Here is a 16,729-nt window from a genome sequence, read left to right on the forward strand (position 1 = left end):
GTATCCGCCCCCGCCTCTGCGGGGGTTTTTGTTTATATCGCCCCGAATACCCAGCCGTTTTCCCGCCACTCAAGCACATGCGTCAGACCCAGCCCTTGCAGAAAAGCCTCATCATGCGACACCACCAGCATCGCGCCGGGAAACGCCGATAAGGCGGTTTCAATGGCCTGTGTTGAAGCTAAATCCAGATGGTTGGTCGGTTCATCCAACAGCAGTAACTGGGTGGCATCACGACGCCAGAGCACGCTTGCCAGCGCGGCTTTCAGACGTTCGCCTCCGCTTAGTGCAGAAAGCGGCAACATCACTTTACTGGCCGTGAGTTGAAGCTGCGCCAGGCGACTGCGCAACACGCCCTCTTCCAATGGCGTATCACCCAGGCGCAGAAGATCCATCACCGACAGCGACAAATCGAACTGGCTAAGGTGCTGATCGAGCCAGGCAGCCTGCACTGAGAGCCTGCTGCTACCAGAGACAGATGATTCCAGCCCCAGTATGGTTTTCAGCAGCGTGGTCTTTCCACAGCCGTTTGGCCCGCGCAGAGCAACGCGCATCGGCCCCGTAATGAGGGCACTCAGCGGCGGTAAGGATGAATGTGGGAGCACCAGCTCCTCCAGCTCAAGCACCTGTTTACCTGCGGCTATCTGACTTCCTGCCAGCATGAACATCACCGCGGCCTCGTCTGTCACCTTTTCACGCGCCTGATTGACCGCAGCGTTAAGCGCATCATTTTGTTCGCTATGCTGCCGACGGAGGGTGCCCGGTCGGGCTTTCGCCGCCCCTTTGTAAGCCACCCGTTCGAACGAGGCGATGTTCAGTGAATCCACGGTTCGAAGCGTCTGGGCAGAACGTCGCAGGCTGGCATCGTGCTCTTTCTGCATTCTTGCACGCGTTCGTTTTCGCTCTGTTGCCGCGTGCTCCAGTGCGGCACGAGCCGCCTGCTGTTCAGCATCGCGTTGCTGCTGGTAAACCGTAAAGTTGCCGCCATAGCTGCGCAACTCACCCGCCGCCAGCTCCAGAATACGCGGCAGTTTTTCCAGCAGTTCTCGATCATGGCTGGCGATTAGCGCGCCGCCACGCCACCGCGAAAGCTGGTGCCAGAGCCACTCTCGTCCGGCGCGATCCAGATGGTTGGTCGGCTCATCCAGCAGCAGATAATCCGCCCCGGAAAGAAATGCGCCGCACAGCAGAGCTTTGACTCGCTCACCGCCGCTTAACGTCGCCGCTGGAAGCCACGGGTCAAAAGCGGGCAACGAGAGCTCAGCAAAGCTGGCGCTCAGGCGCTCCGCCAAATCCCACTGACCGTCCAGAAGGTCAACGTCCTCAGGCAGCATTTCACCCTGAGTGACACGAGCTAATGCCTCGAAGCGATCGCGAAGGCCGAGTAAATCAGCAAGCGTGTGATGAAGGGGAAGCTCATGATGCTGGGCGACATACACCACGTCACCGAAGCGTTCGATATGCCCGTGTGCAGGCATCTCAACACCTGAAAGCAGCTGTAATAGCCGGGATTTTCCGCTGCCATTGCGCCCCACCAGGCCGCACAGCGCGGGCTCAAGGGACACATTCAACGGACCAAACAGGACGTCGCCCGTCGCAAACTGACAGGTGACCTGATGCAAAATAAAAGAAGGGGATTGCGCAATAAAATGAGCCATAAGCACTCCTGAATGAAATCAATACCATCCCCGCCAACGCGATGCGTTATGTCAGGGCCGAATTCATCAGTCGTGAGTGTTCATTTTCGGTATGCGCTCCTGGAAGGAAGAAAAGTCGGGGCTAAGGATAGCCTTAGTGGCTTGCTGGTTTCAAGGCGAAATTTTAACCACCATTTTTTCCTGGCCATCTCCTGGCATTAGCTGCGGAGCCGGGTTGCATTATAGACATCATCATTTTCCCGCTTTCCTACGCCGATGACGACAACAGTCACTATCTCCTCATCCACCCGATAGACGAGTCGATATCCCGCTCCGCGTAGCTTAATTTTGTACTGGTCTTTACGTCCATTCAGTTGCGAAGCCGGGACTCTGGGGTTCTCAAGGCGCTCCCTGAGTTTCTTCTTGAATTGCTCCTGGACAGTGCGCCCTAGCTTTTTCCATTCTTTTAAAGCTGATTCATTGAACGCAAGGTTATAGGTCATCAATATTAACTCTGACTGTTGGCTCACCAGCACGCTCGTCCACCATTCGGGCCAATTCTGCATCCTCCAGCAGGTCCATTAAGTGGGCGTACAAAGCTGGAGGGACGCAGTAAAAAGCCGGCTCGTTGCGATTAAGGATCGCGACAGGAGCACCTTCTCCCGCATTAAAAGTTCCCATAGGATCACGTTTAAGCTCAGTGATGCTTGCTGCTGTTTTCGTTAAAACCTGAAATACCATCATCGATTCCTCCAGTAATGAGTCATCTCATTATAGGTCATTTAAAAGCGCTTTAAGAAGTGCTTTTATGAGCACTCAAAAGAGAATCGCGAGATATCTATCTTCAATAAAATGATTTAGGGCTGTCACGCAAAATCCCGAAGTAACCCCATGTTGTATTAGGTTTTGCGAGCCTCCTCGTAAAATGCCCCGGCTCACACCTATAAAAAAACCCGCCAGAAGGCGGGTTCGTTTTATGCGGACAGCGGATTACTGAAGAAGGGAAATATCCGCAACTTGCAGGAACAGCTCACGCAGCTTGCTGAGCAGCGTCAGACGGTTGATACGCACGTCTTTGTCGTCGGCATTCACCATCACGTTCTCGAAGAACTCATCCACTGGCTCACGCAGGGCCGCCAGTTCAACCAGCGCTTCCTGGTAACGGCCTTCAGCGAAGAACGGCTGAAGTTTGTCGCGCAGCACGACCAGATGGGTCGCCAGCTTGATCTCAGCCGCTTCTTTCAGCACGGAGGCGTGAACAACGTCGTTCAGCGTCTCTTCGGATTTCGCCAGAATATTCGACACACGCTTGTTGGCTGCTGCCAGTGCCGCCGCTTCTTCCAGAGAACGGAAGTGAGAGACTGCCTTCATGCGCGCATCGAAATCTGCCGGACGAGTCGGACGACGCGCCAGTACAGCCTGAATGGTGTCAACACTGAAGCCTTCGTCCTGATACCAGGCACGGAAGCGGCCCAGCATGAAGTCGATAACTTCATCCACCACTTTCGCGTTGGTCAGCTTGTCACCGTACAGACGCACGGCTTCTTCGGTCAGTGTTTGCAGATCGAGGTTCAGGTTCTTCTCAACAATGATACGCAGCACACCGAGTGCCGCACGACGCAGTGCAAACGGGTCTTTGTCGCCTTTCGGATGCTGACCGATACCGAAGATGCCCGCAAGGGTGTCCATCTTATCGGCAATCGCTACAGCACAGGCCACCGGGTTGGACGGCAGCTCGTCACCCGCAAAACGCGGTTGATACTGCTCATTCAGGGCTACCGCGACATCTTCGGCTTCGCCATCGTGACGCGCATAGTGCATGCCCATGATGCCCTGAGTGTCGGTAAATTCGAACACCATGTTGGTCATCAGGTCACACTTGGAGAGCAGACCTGCACGGGTCGCGTGGTTGACGTCCGCGCCAATCTGCCCGGCAATCCAGCCCGCCAGGGCCTGAATGCGGTCAGTTTTGTCACGCAGCGTACCCAGCTGCTGCTGGAACAGCACGGTTTGCAGACGCGGCAGGTTGTCTTCCAGACGCTTTTTACGGTCGGTGTTGAAGAAGAACTCGGCATCCGCCAGACGTGGACGAACCACTTTCTCGTTACCGGAGATAATCTGCACCGGATCTTTCGATTCGATGTTGGTCACGAAGATAAAGTTCGGCAGCAGTTTGCCGTCGTTGCCATACACCGGGAAGTATTTCTGGTCACCTTTCATGGTGTAGACCAGCGCTTCCGCAGGCACGGCGAGGAATTTCTCTTCGAATTTCGCCGTCAGGACAACAGGCCATTCCACCAGGGAGGCCACTTCTTCCAGCAGGCTTTCACTCAGATCGGCGTTACCGCCAATTTTGCGTGCCGCTTCTTCAGCATCGGCTTTGATTTTGGCTTTACGCTGTCCGTAATCGGCAATGACTTTGCCGCGTTCAGCCAGAATTTGCGGATACTGGTCGGCATTGTCGATGGTGAATTCTGGCTCGCCCATAAAGCGATGGCCGCGAATCACACGATCGGACTGAATACCCAGAATGGTCGCCGGAATAACTTTATCGCCGAGCAGCAGCGTCACGGTGTGAACCGGACGCACGAACTGCACGTCGGACGCGCCCCAGCGCATCAGTTTTGGAACAGGCAGTTTGGTCAGCGAGGTGGCAATCATGTTTGGCAGCAACGCTTCGGCGCTTTCGCCTTTCACGTGTGCGCGATACAGCAGCCATTCACCTTTGTCGGTGACCATGCGCTCAGCCTGATCGACGGTAATCCCGCAACCGCGCGCCCAGCCTTCTGCGGCTTTGCTCGGTTTGCCTTCTGCGTCAAACGCCGCAGAGACCGCCGGGCCACGTTTTTCGACTTCGCGATCCGGCTGAGATTCCGCCAGATTTGCCACTTTCAGCGCCAGACGGCGCGGAGCCGCAAACCACTCTACGTTACCGTGAGCGAGGCCAGCGGCATCAAGTTCCGCAGTCACGTTGGCAGCAAAAGATTCCGCCAGGCTGCGAAGGGCTTTTGGTGGCAGCTCTTCGGTGCCGATTTCCACCAGGAAAGTTTTTTCAGACATGGCCGCCTCTTATTTATTCTTGTTGCACATCGGGAAGCCGAGGGCTTCACGGGAAGCATAGTAAGCTTCTGCCACGGCTTTGGTCAGGGTGCGAATGCGCAGAATATAGCGCTGACGCTCGGTGACGGAGATGGCTTTACGCGCATCCAGCAAGTTGAAGCTGTGGGCGGCCTTCAGAATACGTTCGTAAGCCGGCAGCGGCAGCGGGTTTTCCAGCGCCAGCAACTGCTGAGCTTCTTTCTCATACTGCTCGAAGCAGGCGAACAGGAAGTCGACGTCTGCGTATTCGAAGTTGTAGGTGGATTGCTCCACTTCGTTCTGATGGAACACGTCGCCGTAGGTGGTTTTACCCAGTGGGCCGTCGCTCCAGACCAGGTCGTAAACGCTGTCTACGCCCTGAATGTACATCGCCAGACGTTCCAGGCCGTAGGTGATTTCGCCGGTCACCGGCTTACACTCCAGACCGCCAACCTGCTGGAAGTAAGTGAACTGCGTCACTTCCATGCCGTTCAGCCACACTTCCCAACCCAGACCCCAGGCGCCCAGCGTTGGGTTTTCCCAGTTATCTTCCACGAAGCGAATGTCATGAATGGTCGGGTCCATGCCCAGCTCTTTCAGGGAGCCGAGATACAGCTCCTGAATGTTGTCCGGAGACGGCTTAATTACCACCTGGAACTGGTAGTAGTGCTGTAAACGGTTCGGGTTTTCACCGTAGCGACCATCGGTCGGGCGGCGGGATGGCTGCACATAAGCGGTGGCCATCGGCTCCGGGCCGAGCGCGCGCAGACAGGTCATCGGATGGGAGGTGCCAGCGCCAACTTCCATGTCCAGAGGTTGAACGATGGTGCAGCCCTGACGAGCCCAGTAATCCTGTAAGGTCAGGATCAGGCCCTGGAAAGTCCTGGTATCAAACTTTTGCATATGTTTTCGTGCTGGATACGTGTGGATTTAAGGAAGCGACCAGTATACCCGCTGGCTGCGAGATATACAGTATGAATGGAAGTTGTTTCAGGAAAATTGAGGGAATAGTGGGAAAAGCAGCGCGTTTCACCGCCTTTCCACAGGCCATCAGCGCATCGAAAGATGTAAAAATTGGCCTTCTGAATCAAATGAGCAGATGAAACTCTCATTCCGGGGCGTATACCCTTTTAGCTCGTAGCTGCCCTGAAATTGCTCAAAGCCGGTGACATCAATCTTCTGCGCGCCGGTGTTATAGCGTTTTGCAGCCTGGCCTTTGCACAGCTGCTCCATTTCCAGCGAGCGAGAGGGATCCATCTTTGCTCGTTGTGCTTTTTGTTCGGGAGCCTGAGGGGAACTGCATCCTGCGAGGGCGACGGCCACCAGCAACAGCGGGAAACACTTCATCATCATTTTTCGTTACGGCCTTATTCGTTGGCTGTTATTGTCATAATTTATTTTTGAACAATTATTCTGACACGGATTCAGCCAATCCGTTCGGCCCACGATAAAACACCTGACTCAAATCAGATTTTTCTAACGAGACAGGGGCTGTGTTTGCGGGTCAGACTTACTGCTCACCCTAATACTGAGGAACTGATGTCGGGAAAGATTAACTGGATAACCAACCTGCGAGGGATTGCCTGCCTGATGGTGCTGATGATCCACACCACCACCTGGTATGTGACCAATTCACACAGCACCAGCCTGTTCAACTGGGATATCGCCAACCTGCTGAATTCAGCTTCCCGCGTCAGCGTTCCGCTGTTTTTCATGATTTCAGGCTATCTGTTCTTCGGTGAGCGCAGCGCCCAACCGCGCCATTTCCTGCGAATCGGGTTGTGTCTGCTGTTTTACAGTGCCATTGCGCTGCTCTATATCCTGCTTTTCACCCACATCAACATTGAGCTTTCACTGAAGAATTTGCTGCAAAAACCTGTTTTCTATCATCTGTGGTTTTTCTTCGCGATTTTTGTGATTTACCTGCTCTCTCCACTGATTCAGGTTAAAGCCGTCAACGGCTGGATGCTGCTGGCTCTGATGGTCGTTCTCGGGATAGTCGCCAACCCCAACACGGTGCCGGTCAAAACCGGCGGGTTTGAGTGGCTTCCGGTGAATCTGTACATCGATGGCGATACGTTTTATTACGTCCTTTATGGCCTGCTGGGCCGGGCGCTGGGGATGATGAATACCGACAGAAAGCCACTCACGTTGCTTTGCGTGGGGCTGTTCCTGGCTTCAGTGTGGGTGATTTCCCGGGGAACGCTGCATGAGCTGAAATGGCGCGGTAACTTTGCTGACACCTGGTATCTTTACGCGGGGCCGATGGTTTTTATCTGCGCAGTGACGCTGCTGATTGTGGTGAAAAACACGCTAAATGGGCGCGAACTTCCGGGTTTAAGCACTATCTCACAGCACTCGCTGGGCATTTACGGATTCCACGCCCTGCTTATTCATGCGCTGCGTTCCAGCGGCCTGGAGTTCAAAAGCTGGCCGCTGCTGGATATCCTCTGGATTTTCAGCGCGACGCTTGCGGGCAGCCTGCTGCTGTCAATGCTGGTGCAGAAAATCGACACCCGGCGGCTGGTTAGCTAGAAGCAGAGGGGAAGACAATGCCGCACGACAATCGCGACATTGCCTTTTCTGTCAGGACATTAACGGTTTTAGCTGCTGATAAAGCTTACGGAACATCTCCCGGCGTGGTGCATACGCGGCCACTTTCGCGGTATCAGGCTGATGCGTTTGCTCCAGCGGCAACTGAGGCAATAAATCGGAATACGGTTTGCCCGGATTCATCGCCAGTTGAGCAAGACGCGCCGCGCCCAAAGCCGGGCCAACATCGCCACCCGAGCGGTAATCCAGCGCAATGCCGCTGATATCGGCCAACATTTGTCGCCAGTACGCGCTGCGTGCGCCGCCGCCAATCAGGGTCACACTTTTCGGCGTGATCCCACAGGCATGAACGACATCCATGCCATCAGCCAGCGCAAACCCAACGCCTTCGAGCACGGCTTGCGCCAGCTCTGCTGGCCCATGCTGATGAGTCAGCCCGAAAAAGACGCCTTTGGCATTCGGGTTATTGTGCGGAGTGCGCTCGCCGGAAAGATAAGGCAGGAACCACACCGGATCGGCATTTTTATCGGCTTTCTGCGCGGCAGCAAGGAAGGCAGGCACATCGTTCAGGCCGGTTAGTTTTGCTGCCCAGTCGAGACAGGAGGCTGCACTCAGCATCACCGACATCAAGTGCCAGCGACCGGGCAGCGCGTGACAGAAACTGTGCACCGCGCTTTCAGGTTTGCTAAGGAAGCCTTCGCTGACGGCAAAATAGACCCCGGACGTCCCCAGCGAGAGCATGGCCTGTCCGGCATCCGCCAACCCAACGCCAACAGCCCCCGCAGCGTTATCCCCCCCGCCAGCCACAACAGGCACTGCGGGAAGATTCCACGCCTGAGCAACAGACGGCAACAGCGTGCCCGTAATCTCGCTTCCCTCAAACAGCGCGGGCATGTTGTCGCGACTCAACCCGCACGCCTGCAGCATGTCGTCGCTCCAGTCTCGCTTTGCCACGTCCAGCCACATCGTGCCCGCCGCATCAGACATGTCGCTGGCGAACTCACCGGTCATTCGCAGACGCAGATAATCTTTCGGCAACAACACCTTATCGACCTGGTTAAAAACATCCGGTTCATGTCGCTGAACCCACAGCAATTTTGGTGCGGTAAAGCCCGGCATCATCAGGTTGCCGGTGATTTCCCTTGAGCGCGGAACGGCCTCTTCCAGTAGCGAGCACTCTTCCGCGCAGCGCCCGTCGTTCCATAAAATGGCTGGCCGCAGCGCGTGCTGCTGTTTGTCCAACAAGGTGGCACCGTGCATCTGCCCGGCAATGCCCAGAGCTTTCACTTCCGCTAACGAATGTTGAGTACTTAACGCTTTGATCGCGCGATCCGTTGCCAGCCACCATTGTTCGGGATCCTGTTCAGACCACAACGGATGAGGGCGAGAGACAGTCAATTTTTCGGTCTGCGAAGCCAGTACGTCGCCCTGCTCGCTAAGCAAAATTGCTTTTACGCCGGAGGTGCCGAGATCAATCCCGATATACATAGTGGAGAATCCTTCTAACAGTTGCCGGGCGGCGCTGCGCTTGCACCGGCCTACAAAACCTTGTAGGCCCGGTCAGCGTAGCGCCACCGGGCAATCAGATGTTACTTATCAAACAGATAATGATTCACCAGGTTTTCCAGCAGTTCCTGGTGTCCACTGTGGTGCTGTGGGGACAGGTTATGCTGCTCAGCGTACTTCGCGATATCGGTCAGCGACATCTGCCCTTTCAGGATTTGCTGGCCCAGTTCACCATTCCAGCCCGCATAACGGCGCGCAACACGCTTATCCAGCTCGCCGTCTTCAATCATGCGCGCGGCAACCTTCAGCGACAACGCCATGGTGTCCATCGCGCCAATATGGCCGTAGAACAGATCGTATTTGTCGGTACTTTGGCGGCGTACTTTGGCATCAAAGTTCAGGCCACCCGTGGTGAAACCACCCGCTTTGATAATTTCATACATCACCAGCGCGTTTTCTTCCACGCTGTTCGGGAACTGGTCGGTATCCCAGCCAAGCTGCGCGTCGCCGCGGTTGGCATCGACCGATCCAAACAGACCCAGCGCAATGGCCGTGGCAATTTCATGATGGAAAGAGTGCCCTGCCAGCGTCGCGTGGTTTGCTTCGATATTGAGTTTAATCTCTTTTTCCAGGCCAAACTGCTTGAGGAAACCATACACGGTGGACGCGTCATAATCGTACTGGTGCTTGGTTGGCTCCTGCGGTTTTGGTTCGATCAGCAGCGTACCGCGGAAACCGATTTTGTGTTTGTGCTCAACCACCATCTGCATGAAGCGGCCAATTTGCTCACGCTCCTGGCGCAGATCGGTATTCAGCAGGGTTTCATAGCCTTCACGGCCGCCCCACAGCACGTAGTTTTCCCCGCCGAGCTTATGCGTCGCATTCATCGCGGTGACGACCTGAGTGGCCGCCCAGCTGAACACTTCCGGATCAGGATTGGTCGCCGCTCCTGCGCCGTAGCGCGGATGGGTGAAGCAGTTCGCCGTGCCCCACAGCAGCTTCACGCCACTCTGCTGCTGTTTTTCAGCCAGCACATCGGTCATCTGCGCGAAGTTGTTCAGGTACTCTTTCAGCGAAGCGCCTTCCGGCGAAACATCGACATCGTGGAAACAGTAGTACGGCACGTTCAGCTTGTGGAAGAACTCAAAGGCCACATCCGCTTTGCGTTTAGCCAGCGCGATGGCTTCGCCCGGCTGCTGCCATGGGCGATCAAAAGAGCCGACGCCAAACATGTCGGCCCCGTTCCAGCAGAAGGTATGCCAGTAGCATGCCGCGAAGCGCAGATGGTCTTCCATACGTTTGCCGAGCACCAGCTCATCCGGGTTGTAGTGGCGGAAAGCCAGCGGATTTTGCGATTTCGGGCCTTCAAAACGAACACGATCGAGTTGGTCGAAATAAGCTTGCATAATTGAACTCCATTAGACGCGGCGAATACCAGGTTGTGCCGTAATACTGTTACTGGATTCGCGGTTGCTCAATTACGTTATTTCACACTGAGGTTGAGAGAATGCGCAAACGTGCGCTGGCTCGCAAAATATTGCCACTCAAACGAACATTGCGGCCTCGCTCGATAAAAATGATGTAACAAATAGCTGAAACGATTTAAAAGCCGATCGCGGTCATAAATCAGGAAATAAACCAAATATCATAATCAGAAGATAAAAATCTGTAATTGCCAGAATCTCTCCTCGTGCTAAAAATTTGCTCCGTACCCGTCGTATTTGTTTCTTTTATCGCCAATCTCACCACACTGACATTCTTACAAAAAGGCCCTACGATGATGAAGATAAAGAACCTTTGCCTGACCCTCTGCGCCTCGCTGCTGCTGACAAGCTTTGCGGGCATCGCAAAAGAAGTGAAGATCGGTATGGCTATCGATGACCTGCGTCTGGAGCGCTGGCAAAAAGATCGCGACATATTTGTGAACAAAGCCGAATCCTTAGGTGCAAAAGTATTTGTGCAATCGGCTAACGGTAATGAAGAAACTCAAATGTCGCAGATTGAAAATATGATCAACCGCGGCGTGGATGTCCTTGTTATTATTCCATACAACGGCCAGGTGTTAAGCAACGTTATTAAAGAAGCCAAACAAGAAGGGATTAAAGTATTGGCTTATGACCGTATGATTAATAATGCGGATATCGATTTTTATATTTCTTTTGATAACGAAAAAGTCGGTGAAATGCAGGCCCAGAGTCTGGTCGACAAAGTCCCGAGCGGCAATTACTTCCTGATGGGCGGTTCACCGGTGGACAATAACGCCAAACTGTTCCGCGCCGGGCAGATGAAGGTCTTAAAACCGTATATCGACAGCGGCAAAATTAAAGTAGTTGGCGATCAGTGGGCGGATGGCTGGCTCCCGGAAAATGCCCTGAAAATCATGGAAAACGCCCTGACCGCGAACAATAACAAAATTGATGCCGTGGTTGCTTCAAATGATGCCACGGCGGGTGGTGCGATTCAGGCACTGAGCGCACAAGGTCTGGCGGGTAAAGTGGCGATTTCCGGGCAAGACGCCGATTTGGCGGGGGTGAAACGCATCATCTCCGGCACGCAAACCATGACGGTCTACAAGCCCATTACGCAACTTGCCACAACGGCTGCAGAAATTGCGGTAGAGCTGGGTAATGGCCAGCAGCCAAAATCAGACGCGACGCTGAATAACGGCCTCAAAGATGTTCCCGCTCGTTTGCTGACGCCAATTGAAGTCAACAAAACCAATATTGACCAGACGGTTATCAAGGACGGTTTCCACAAGAAAAGCGAGCTGTGATCGCGCGGCCCCTCTGACGAGGGGCTGATTCCTTTTACGCGGAACGCTACGTGGAGTCGTTATGCCTTATTTACTTGAAATGAAGAGCATTACCAAAGCTTTCGGGTCGGTAAAAGCCGTTGATAACGTCAGCCTGCACCTGAACGCCGGGGAAGTGGTTTCCCTGTGCGGCGAAAACGGCTCGGGCAAATCAACGCTGATGAAAGTGCTGTGCGGCATTTATCCTTATGGCAGCTTTGACGGCGAGATTATCTTTGCCGGGGAACCGCTGCAGGCGGCGCATATTCGCGATACCGAGCGCCGGGGTATTGCCATTATTCACCAGGAGCTGGCCCTGGTTAAGCATCTGACCGTGCTGGAAAATATTTTTCTCGGAGCCGAAATAAGCCGCTATGGTGTGCTTGATTACGACCAAATGACCGTGCGCTGCGAGAAGCTGCTGGCGCAAGTTAGCCTTGCCATTTCGCCGGATACCCGCGTCGGCGACCTGGGGCTTGGGCAGCAGCAGCTGGTTGAAATCGCAAAGGCGCTGAACAAACAGGTGCGTCTGCTGATCCTCGATGAACCCACAGCCTCCCTCACAGAGCAGGAAACAGCCGTGCTGCTGAATATCATCCGCGACCTGCAAAACCACGATATTGCCTGCATCTACATCTCGCACAAACTCAATGAAGTAAAAGCCATTTCAGACACCATCTGCGTGATCCGCGACGGGCAGCACATCGGCACCCGGGACGCCAGCGGCATGAGCGAGGATGACATCATTACCATGATGGTCGGTCGTGAGCTGACGGCGCTTTACCCTAACGAACCGCACACGCCTGGCGAAGAAATCCTGCGCGTGGAGCATCTCACCGCCTGGCATCCTGTGAATCGCCACATCAAACGGGTTAATGACATCTCATTCTCGCTTAAGCGAGGGGAAATTCTGGGTATCGCGGGGCTGGTTGGCGCCGGGAGAACGGAAGCGGTGCAGTGCCTGTTTGGCGTCTGGCGCGGACGCTGGGAAGGGCAAATTTTTATCGATGGCCAACCGGTGGCGATCACTTCCTGCCAGCAAGCCATTGCTCACGGTATTGCGATGGTGCCGGAAGACCGTAAGAAAGACGGCATTGTGCCGGTGATGGCAGTGGGTAAAAACATCACCCTCGCCGCGCTCAGTCAGTTTTCCGGGCCGTTAAGCAGCCTGGACGATGCCGGGGAACAACACTGCATTCTGCAATCCCTTCAAAGATTGAAAGTGAAAACCTCCTCGCCGGAGCTGGCGATTGGCCGACTCAGCGGCGGCAATCAGCAGAAAGCCATTCTGGCTCGCTGTCTGCTGCTCAACCCTCGCATCCTGATCCTCGATGAACCGACACGCGGCATCGATATCGGGGCGAAATATGAAATCTACAAACTGATTAACCAACTGGTGCAGCAAGGCATCGCGGTGATCGTCATCTCTTCCGAACTGCCGGAAGTGCTTGGCCTGAGCGACCGCGTGCTGGTGATGCACGAAGGCAAACTGAAAGCGGACCTGGTCAACCATCAGTTGACCCAGGAGAAAGTGATGGAAGCGGCCCTCAGGAGCGAACGCCATGTCGAAAAACAGCCCGTCTGAACTGAAGCTTAACGTGCAGGCGCCCGCCGCCTTTGCGGGGCTGAAGAACCTCAATCTGCAGGTCTTTGTGATGATAGCGGCCATCATCGCCATTATGCTGTTCTTCACCTGGACTACCGACGGCTCTTACCTGAGCGCCCGAAACGTCTCAAACCTGCTACGCCAGACAGCCATCACCGGCATTCTGGCGGTCGGGATGGTGTTCGTGATTGTCTCGGCCGAAATCGATTTGTCCGTGGGCTCGATGATGGGCCTGCTGGGCGGCGTGGCGGCTATTTTTGACGTCTGGCTTGGCTGGCCGCTGCCCTTAACCATCGCGGTGACGCTGGTACTGGGCCTGGTGCTTGGCGCATGGAACGGTTGGTGGGTAGCTTATCGCAAAGTGCCATCATTTATCGTTACGCTCGCGGGTATGCTGGCATTTCGCGGCATTCTGATTGGTATCACTAATGGGACGACGGTGTCGCCCACCAGCCCGGCCATGTCGCAAATCGGGCAGAGCTATTTACCGGATGGCATTGGCTTCGTGATTGGCGTGGTTGGCCTGATGGCCTTCGTGGCCTGGCAGTGGCGTGGGCGCCTGCGTCGTCAGGCACTGGGCTTGCAAACATCTGCATCGTCAGGCCTGGTCGCTCGTCAGTCGCTGACGGCGGTCATTGCGCTGGGTGCTATCTGGATGCTGAACGATTATCGCGGAGTGCCAACCCCGGTACTGATCCTCGCGTTACTGCTTCTGGCAGGCATGTTTATGGCGACCCGTACGGCATTCGGTCGTCGCATTTATGCCATCGGCGGCAACATTGAAGCGGCCCGCTTGTCGGGCATCAACGTGGAACGGACGAAGCTTGCCGTGTTCGCCATCAATGGTCTGATGGTGGCGATTGCAGGGCTGATTCTGAGTTCGCGTCTGGGAGCAGGCTCACCCTCTGCCGGGAACATTGCCGAACTGGATGCTATCGCCGCCTGTGTGATTGGCGGTACCAGCCTCGCGGGCGGCGTGGGAAGCGTGGCAGGGGCGGTGATGGGGGCGTTTATTATGTCTGCGCTGGATAACGGAATGAGCATGATGGACGTGCCGACTTTCTGGCAATATATCGTTAAGGGCGCCATTTTACTGTTGGCAGTATGGATGGATTCCGCCACCAAACGACGAGCCTGATCGCGGCGAAGGCCGATATGATGGCGGGGCCCGCGGGCTTCGCCCTCTTTGCTCCCAGGAAAGCTGAACATGTTTGAAAAGCGCCACCGGATAACCTTGCTGTTCAATGCCAATAAAGCCTATGACCGACAGGTCGTTGAAGGCGTGGGTGAATACCTTCAGGCTTCGCAGTCCGAATGGGACATCTTTATCGAAGAAGATTTTCGCGCCCGTATCGAAAATATCAAAGAGTGGCTCGGCGACGGCGTCATTGCCGATTATGACGACCCCGAAATTGAAGCACTGCTGGCAGACGTTGAGGTTCCCATCATCGGCGTCGGCGGTTCTTACCATCGCCCGGAGCACTATCCGGCCGTGCACTATATCGCAACGGATAACTACGCTCTGGTCGAAACCGCCTTCCTGCATCTGAAAGAAAAAGGCGTTCACCGTTTTGCCTTTTATGGCTTGCCCTCTTCCAGCGGTAAACGCTGGGCGGTGGAGCGTGAACACGCGTTTTGCCAGTTAGTCGCCAAAGAGAAATACCGTGGCGTGGTGTATCAGGGGCAAGAAACCGCCCCGGAGAACTGGCAGCATGCGCAAAACCGTCTCGCAGACTGGCTCCAGACGCTACCGCCGCAAACCGGCATTATTGCCGTAACGGATGCTCGTGCCCGCCACGTTCTGCAAGCCTGTGAACATCTGCATATTCCGGTACCGGAAAAACTGTGCGTGATTGGCATCGATAACGAGGAGCTGACACGCTACCTGTCTCGCGTGGCGCTTTCTTCTGTCGCCCAGGGTACTCGTCAGATGGGCTATCAGGCCGCGAAGTTATTGCACCGTTTGCTGGATGACGAAAACTTGCCTTTGCAGCGCCTGCTGGTGCCCCCTGTCCGCGTGGTGGAGAGGCGTTCCACAGACTACCGTTCGCTTGACGATCCGGCGGTGATTCAGGCGATGCACTACATTCGCAATAACGCCTGCAAGGGAATTAAGGTGGAACAAGTGCTGGATGCGGTAGGCATCTCGCGCTCGAACCTGGAGAAACGCTTCAAAGAAGAGGTAGGGGAAACCATTCATGCGGTGATCCACAGCGAAAAGCTGGAGAAAGCCCGCAGCCTGCTGGTGTCCACTTCCCTCTCAATCAATGAAATTTCGCAGATGTGCGGCTATCCGTCGCTGCAATATTTCTATTCGGTGTTTAAGAAAGAGTACGACACGACGCCGAAGGAGTACCGTGAACGCTTTGGTGAAGCGCTGGTTTAGCCCCATTGCAGAAACAAAAACGCCTTCCGGATGGAAGGCGTTTCAGCATATTAATGGCGGTAATTTCTGTCGGGTGTCGCTTCGCTTACCCAGCCTACCAAACCCTTCGTAGGCCCGCGCAAACGCAGTGCCGCCGGGCAAGCGTCCGTCTTACATATGCGCAGCAATCAGACGCTGGTTATCCTGATACATACTGAACAGGTAGTTGTTGTAGCTTGAACCACGCGTTGAATAGCCTTTCAGCTTGTGGATCATCTTGCTGGCCGTCACTTCCTGGTCCGTCTTACGCAGCTGCGCACGGGACTTACGGAACGAGGCATAAGCCGGATGCGTATTCAGATTGACCACATACGCTTCAACAGACTCTTTCACTGAATCAAAGTGAGAGTAACCCTTCACTTTACCCGTTCCTGACGGACACTTACCGCGCCCACACTTCATACCGAACAGGTTGTTATTGCTACGCGCAAGCTTTGAGGTGCCCCAGCCGCTTTCTGCCGCAGCCATCGTCGCGACCATGCTACCCGGGATGATATCCACGCGTTCAAGCAGCGAGTTCCACGGAATTTTACGGGTATTCCCGGACCAGCTAATTTTATAACGCTGGGTAATGCCTTTCAGGCGCGTACGCTCGGACGGTGACCAACGACCGTCATACTGCTTGGACACAAGCCAGTTACGATCGGCGGTAATCGCCGCATTTTGACTGGTAATATAAGGCATTACGGTCCGGAGAAACGCTTTTTTCCTTGGTGTCCCGGAAGGGTATTTTCGCAAATCAGGAAGTGAACTACTCTTTGCACTATTGCGAGAATACTCTTGTTTACTGCTAACCTTACTATTACTGCTTGTCTTTATTATCGGGGCTTTGTGACTCGTTGTTGCTGTGTGCGTCTTTGCCAGCACGCCACCTGAAAATGCACAGGTGAGTAACATGAGTATCGCGGCCCCATATCGTCGAATGGGAGTCGATATCATTAGGTCTCCTGGTCGGATAAATGCATTCCAACGCCTTGTATTTTTCGTAAATTCGAGAAATGAATCACAAATCATATCAAAAATACCCCGTCGGCGCACCCAAAGAAATAGTCCAAATCCGAAACGATGTCACGCATGATTTGCTTCCTTTCGCCTCATATTCCTGAAATTCCACGGCTTATCGCAGAAAATTAACG

At 54.6% G+C, this 16,729-nt stretch carries 14 protein-coding genes; 5 read left to right on the top strand and 9 right to left on the bottom strand.

What is annotated here, in order from left to right; all coding sequences use genetic code 11:
- Positions 1–32 precede the first annotated feature (32 nt).
- The 6 genes from ACRCWW_RS20685 to ACRCWW_RS20710 form a co-directional block, all read right to left on the bottom strand.
- A complete protein-coding gene (locus ACRCWW_RS20685; RefSeq protein ID WP_438684075.1) occupies positions 33–1,655 on the bottom strand; it encodes an ABC-F family ATP-binding cassette domain-containing protein in 1,623 nt (540 codons plus the stop codon).
- A 197-nt stretch (positions 1,656–1,852) separates the two neighbouring features.
- Positions 1,853–2,137, bottom strand: a complete 285-nt coding sequence (locus ACRCWW_RS20690) for a type II toxin-antitoxin system RelE family toxin (RefSeq protein ID WP_438684076.1) — start codon at positions 2,135–2,137, stop codon at positions 1,853–1,855.
- Positions 2,127–2,375: a type II toxin-antitoxin system Phd/YefM family antitoxin gene (locus ACRCWW_RS20695; RefSeq protein ID WP_438684117.1), complete on the bottom strand. Its 249-nt coding sequence runs from the start codon at positions 2,373–2,375 to the stop codon at positions 2,127–2,129. Before ACRCWW_RS20695 ends, ACRCWW_RS20690 begins: the two co-directional genes overlap by 11 nt.
- A gap of 249 nt (positions 2,376–2,624) precedes the next feature.
- A complete protein-coding gene (gene glyS, locus ACRCWW_RS20700; protein WP_438684077.1) occupies positions 2,625–4,694 on the bottom strand; it encodes a glycine--tRNA ligase subunit beta in 2,070 nt (689 codons plus the stop codon).
- A 9-nt stretch (positions 4,695–4,703) separates the two neighbouring features.
- Complete coding sequence (gene glyQ / locus ACRCWW_RS20705; protein WP_438684078.1) at positions 4,704–5,615, bottom strand: glycine--tRNA ligase subunit alpha; 912 nt, start codon at positions 5,613–5,615, stop codon at positions 4,704–4,706.
- A 147-nt stretch (positions 5,616–5,762) separates the two neighbouring features.
- Positions 5,763–6,065 carry a YsaB family lipoprotein gene (locus tag ACRCWW_RS20710; protein WP_438684079.1) on the bottom strand — a complete coding sequence of 101 codons (303 nt, stop codon included), beginning with the start codon at positions 6,063–6,065 and terminating at the stop codon, positions 5,763–5,765.
- Between the two features lie 186 nt (positions 6,066–6,251).
- On the opposite strand from ACRCWW_RS20710, the gene ACRCWW_RS20715 reads away from it, so the two are divergent.
- A complete protein-coding gene (locus ACRCWW_RS20715) occupies positions 6,252–7,247 on the top strand; it encodes an acyltransferase (protein WP_438684080.1) in 996 nt (331 codons plus the stop codon).
- Positions 7,248–7,298: 51 nt separating this feature from the next.
- On the opposite strand, the gene xylB is transcribed toward ACRCWW_RS20715, so the two are convergent.
- Together xylB and xylA are read right to left on the bottom strand one after the other, a co-directional pair.
- Positions 7,299–8,753 (bottom strand): xylulokinase, encoded by a 1,455-nt coding sequence (gene xylB / locus ACRCWW_RS20720; RefSeq protein ID WP_438684081.1) that lies wholly within the window; start codon positions 8,751–8,753, stop codon positions 7,299–7,301.
- Positions 8,754–8,854: 101 nt separating this feature from the next.
- The gene (xylA, locus tag ACRCWW_RS20725) at positions 8,855–10,177 is read right to left on the bottom strand and encodes a xylose isomerase (RefSeq protein WP_438684082.1); all 1,323 of its coding nucleotides are present in this window, start codon (positions 10,175–10,177) and stop codon (positions 8,855–8,857) included.
- A 374-nt stretch (positions 10,178–10,551) separates the two neighbouring features.
- Here xylA and xylF point away from each other — a divergent pair, with 374 nt between their 5' ends.
- The 4 genes from xylF to xylR all read left to right on the top strand — a co-directional run bounded on the left by xylF (position 10,552) and on the right by xylR (position 15,554).
- The gene (gene xylF / locus ACRCWW_RS20730; RefSeq protein ID WP_438684118.1) at positions 10,552–11,544 is read left to right on the top strand and encodes a D-xylose ABC transporter substrate-binding protein; all 993 of its coding nucleotides are present in this window, start codon (positions 10,552–10,554) and stop codon (positions 11,542–11,544) included.
- A gap of 61 nt (positions 11,545–11,605) precedes the next feature.
- The gene (locus ACRCWW_RS20735) at positions 11,606–13,147 is read left to right on the top strand and encodes a xylose ABC transporter ATP-binding protein (RefSeq protein ID WP_438684083.1); all 1,542 of its coding nucleotides are present in this window, start codon (positions 11,606–11,608) and stop codon (positions 13,145–13,147) included.
- Positions 13,125–14,306, top strand: coding sequence for a xylose ABC transporter permease XylH (xylH, locus tag ACRCWW_RS20740; protein WP_438684084.1), 1,182 nt, complete (start codon positions 13,125–13,127; stop codon positions 14,304–14,306). Before ACRCWW_RS20735 ends, xylH begins: the two co-directional genes overlap by 23 nt.
- A 69-nt stretch (positions 14,307–14,375) precedes the next feature.
- Positions 14,376–15,554 (top strand): D-xylose utilization transcriptional activator XylR, encoded by a 1,179-nt coding sequence (xylR, locus tag ACRCWW_RS20745; protein ID WP_438684085.1) that lies wholly within the window; start codon positions 14,376–14,378, stop codon positions 15,552–15,554.
- A 150-nt stretch (positions 15,555–15,704) separates the two neighbouring features.
- Here xylR and ACRCWW_RS20750 read toward each other — a convergent pair whose 3' ends face one another.
- A complete protein-coding gene (locus ACRCWW_RS20750) occupies positions 15,705–16,532 on the bottom strand; it encodes a protein bax (RefSeq protein ID WP_438684086.1) in 828 nt (275 codons plus the stop codon).
- Positions 16,533–16,729: the final 197 nt, after the last annotated feature.

The sequence above is a fragment of the Scandinavium sp. genome (assembly GCF_051650185.1).
In the GTDB taxonomy this organism is placed as follows: Bacteria; Pseudomonadota; Gammaproteobacteria; order Enterobacterales; family Enterobacteriaceae; genus Scandinavium.

What these genes read in the sequence shown, in the direction of transcription:
- xylF (WP_438684118.1), top strand. Translation starts at nt 10,552, where the DNA reads ATGAAGATAAAGAACCTTTGCCTGACCCTCTGCGCCTCGCTGCTGCTG.
- ACRCWW_RS20715 (WP_438684080.1), top strand. Translation starts at nt 6,252, where the DNA reads ATGTCGGGAAAGATTAACTGGATAACCAACCTGCGAGGGATTGCCTGC.
- xylB (WP_438684081.1), bottom strand. Translation starts at nt 8,753, where the DNA reads ATGTATATCGGGATTGATCTCGGCACCTCCGGCGTAAAAGCAATTTTG.
- glyQ (WP_438684078.1), bottom strand. Translation starts at nt 5,615, where the DNA reads ATGCAAAAGTTTGATACCAGGACTTTCCAGGGCCTGATCCTGACCTTA.
- xylA (WP_438684082.1), bottom strand. Translation starts at nt 10,177, where the DNA reads ATGCAAGCTTATTTCGACCAACTCGATCGTGTTCGTTTTGAAGGCCCG.
- ACRCWW_RS20690 (WP_438684076.1), bottom strand. Translation starts at nt 2,137, where the DNA reads ATGACCTATAACCTTGCGTTCAATGAATCAGCTTTAAAAGAATGGAAA.
- ACRCWW_RS20695 (WP_438684117.1), bottom strand. Translation starts at nt 2,375, where the DNA reads ATGGTATTTCAGGTTTTAACGAAAACAGCAGCAAGCATCACTGAGCTT.
- ACRCWW_RS20685 (WP_438684075.1), bottom strand. Translation starts at nt 1,655, where the DNA reads ATGGCTCATTTTATTGCGCAATCCCCTTCTTTTATTTTGCATCAGGTC.
- xylR (WP_438684085.1), top strand. Translation starts at nt 14,376, where the DNA reads ATGTTTGAAAAGCGCCACCGGATAACCTTGCTGTTCAATGCCAATAAA.
- ACRCWW_RS20710 (WP_438684079.1), bottom strand. Translation starts at nt 6,065, where the DNA reads ATGATGATGAAGTGTTTCCCGCTGTTGCTGGTGGCCGTCGCCCTCGCA.
- glyS (WP_438684077.1), bottom strand. Translation starts at nt 4,694, where the DNA reads ATGTCTGAAAAAACTTTCCTGGTGGAAATCGGCACCGAAGAGCTGCCA.
- ACRCWW_RS20750 (WP_438684086.1), bottom strand. Translation starts at nt 16,532, where the DNA reads ATGATATCGACTCCCATTCGACGATATGGGGCCGCGATACTCATGTTA.
- ACRCWW_RS20735 (WP_438684083.1), top strand. Translation starts at nt 11,606, where the DNA reads ATGCCTTATTTACTTGAAATGAAGAGCATTACCAAAGCTTTCGGGTCG.
- xylH (WP_438684084.1), top strand. Translation starts at nt 13,125, where the DNA reads ATGTCGAAAAACAGCCCGTCTGAACTGAAGCTTAACGTGCAGGCGCCC.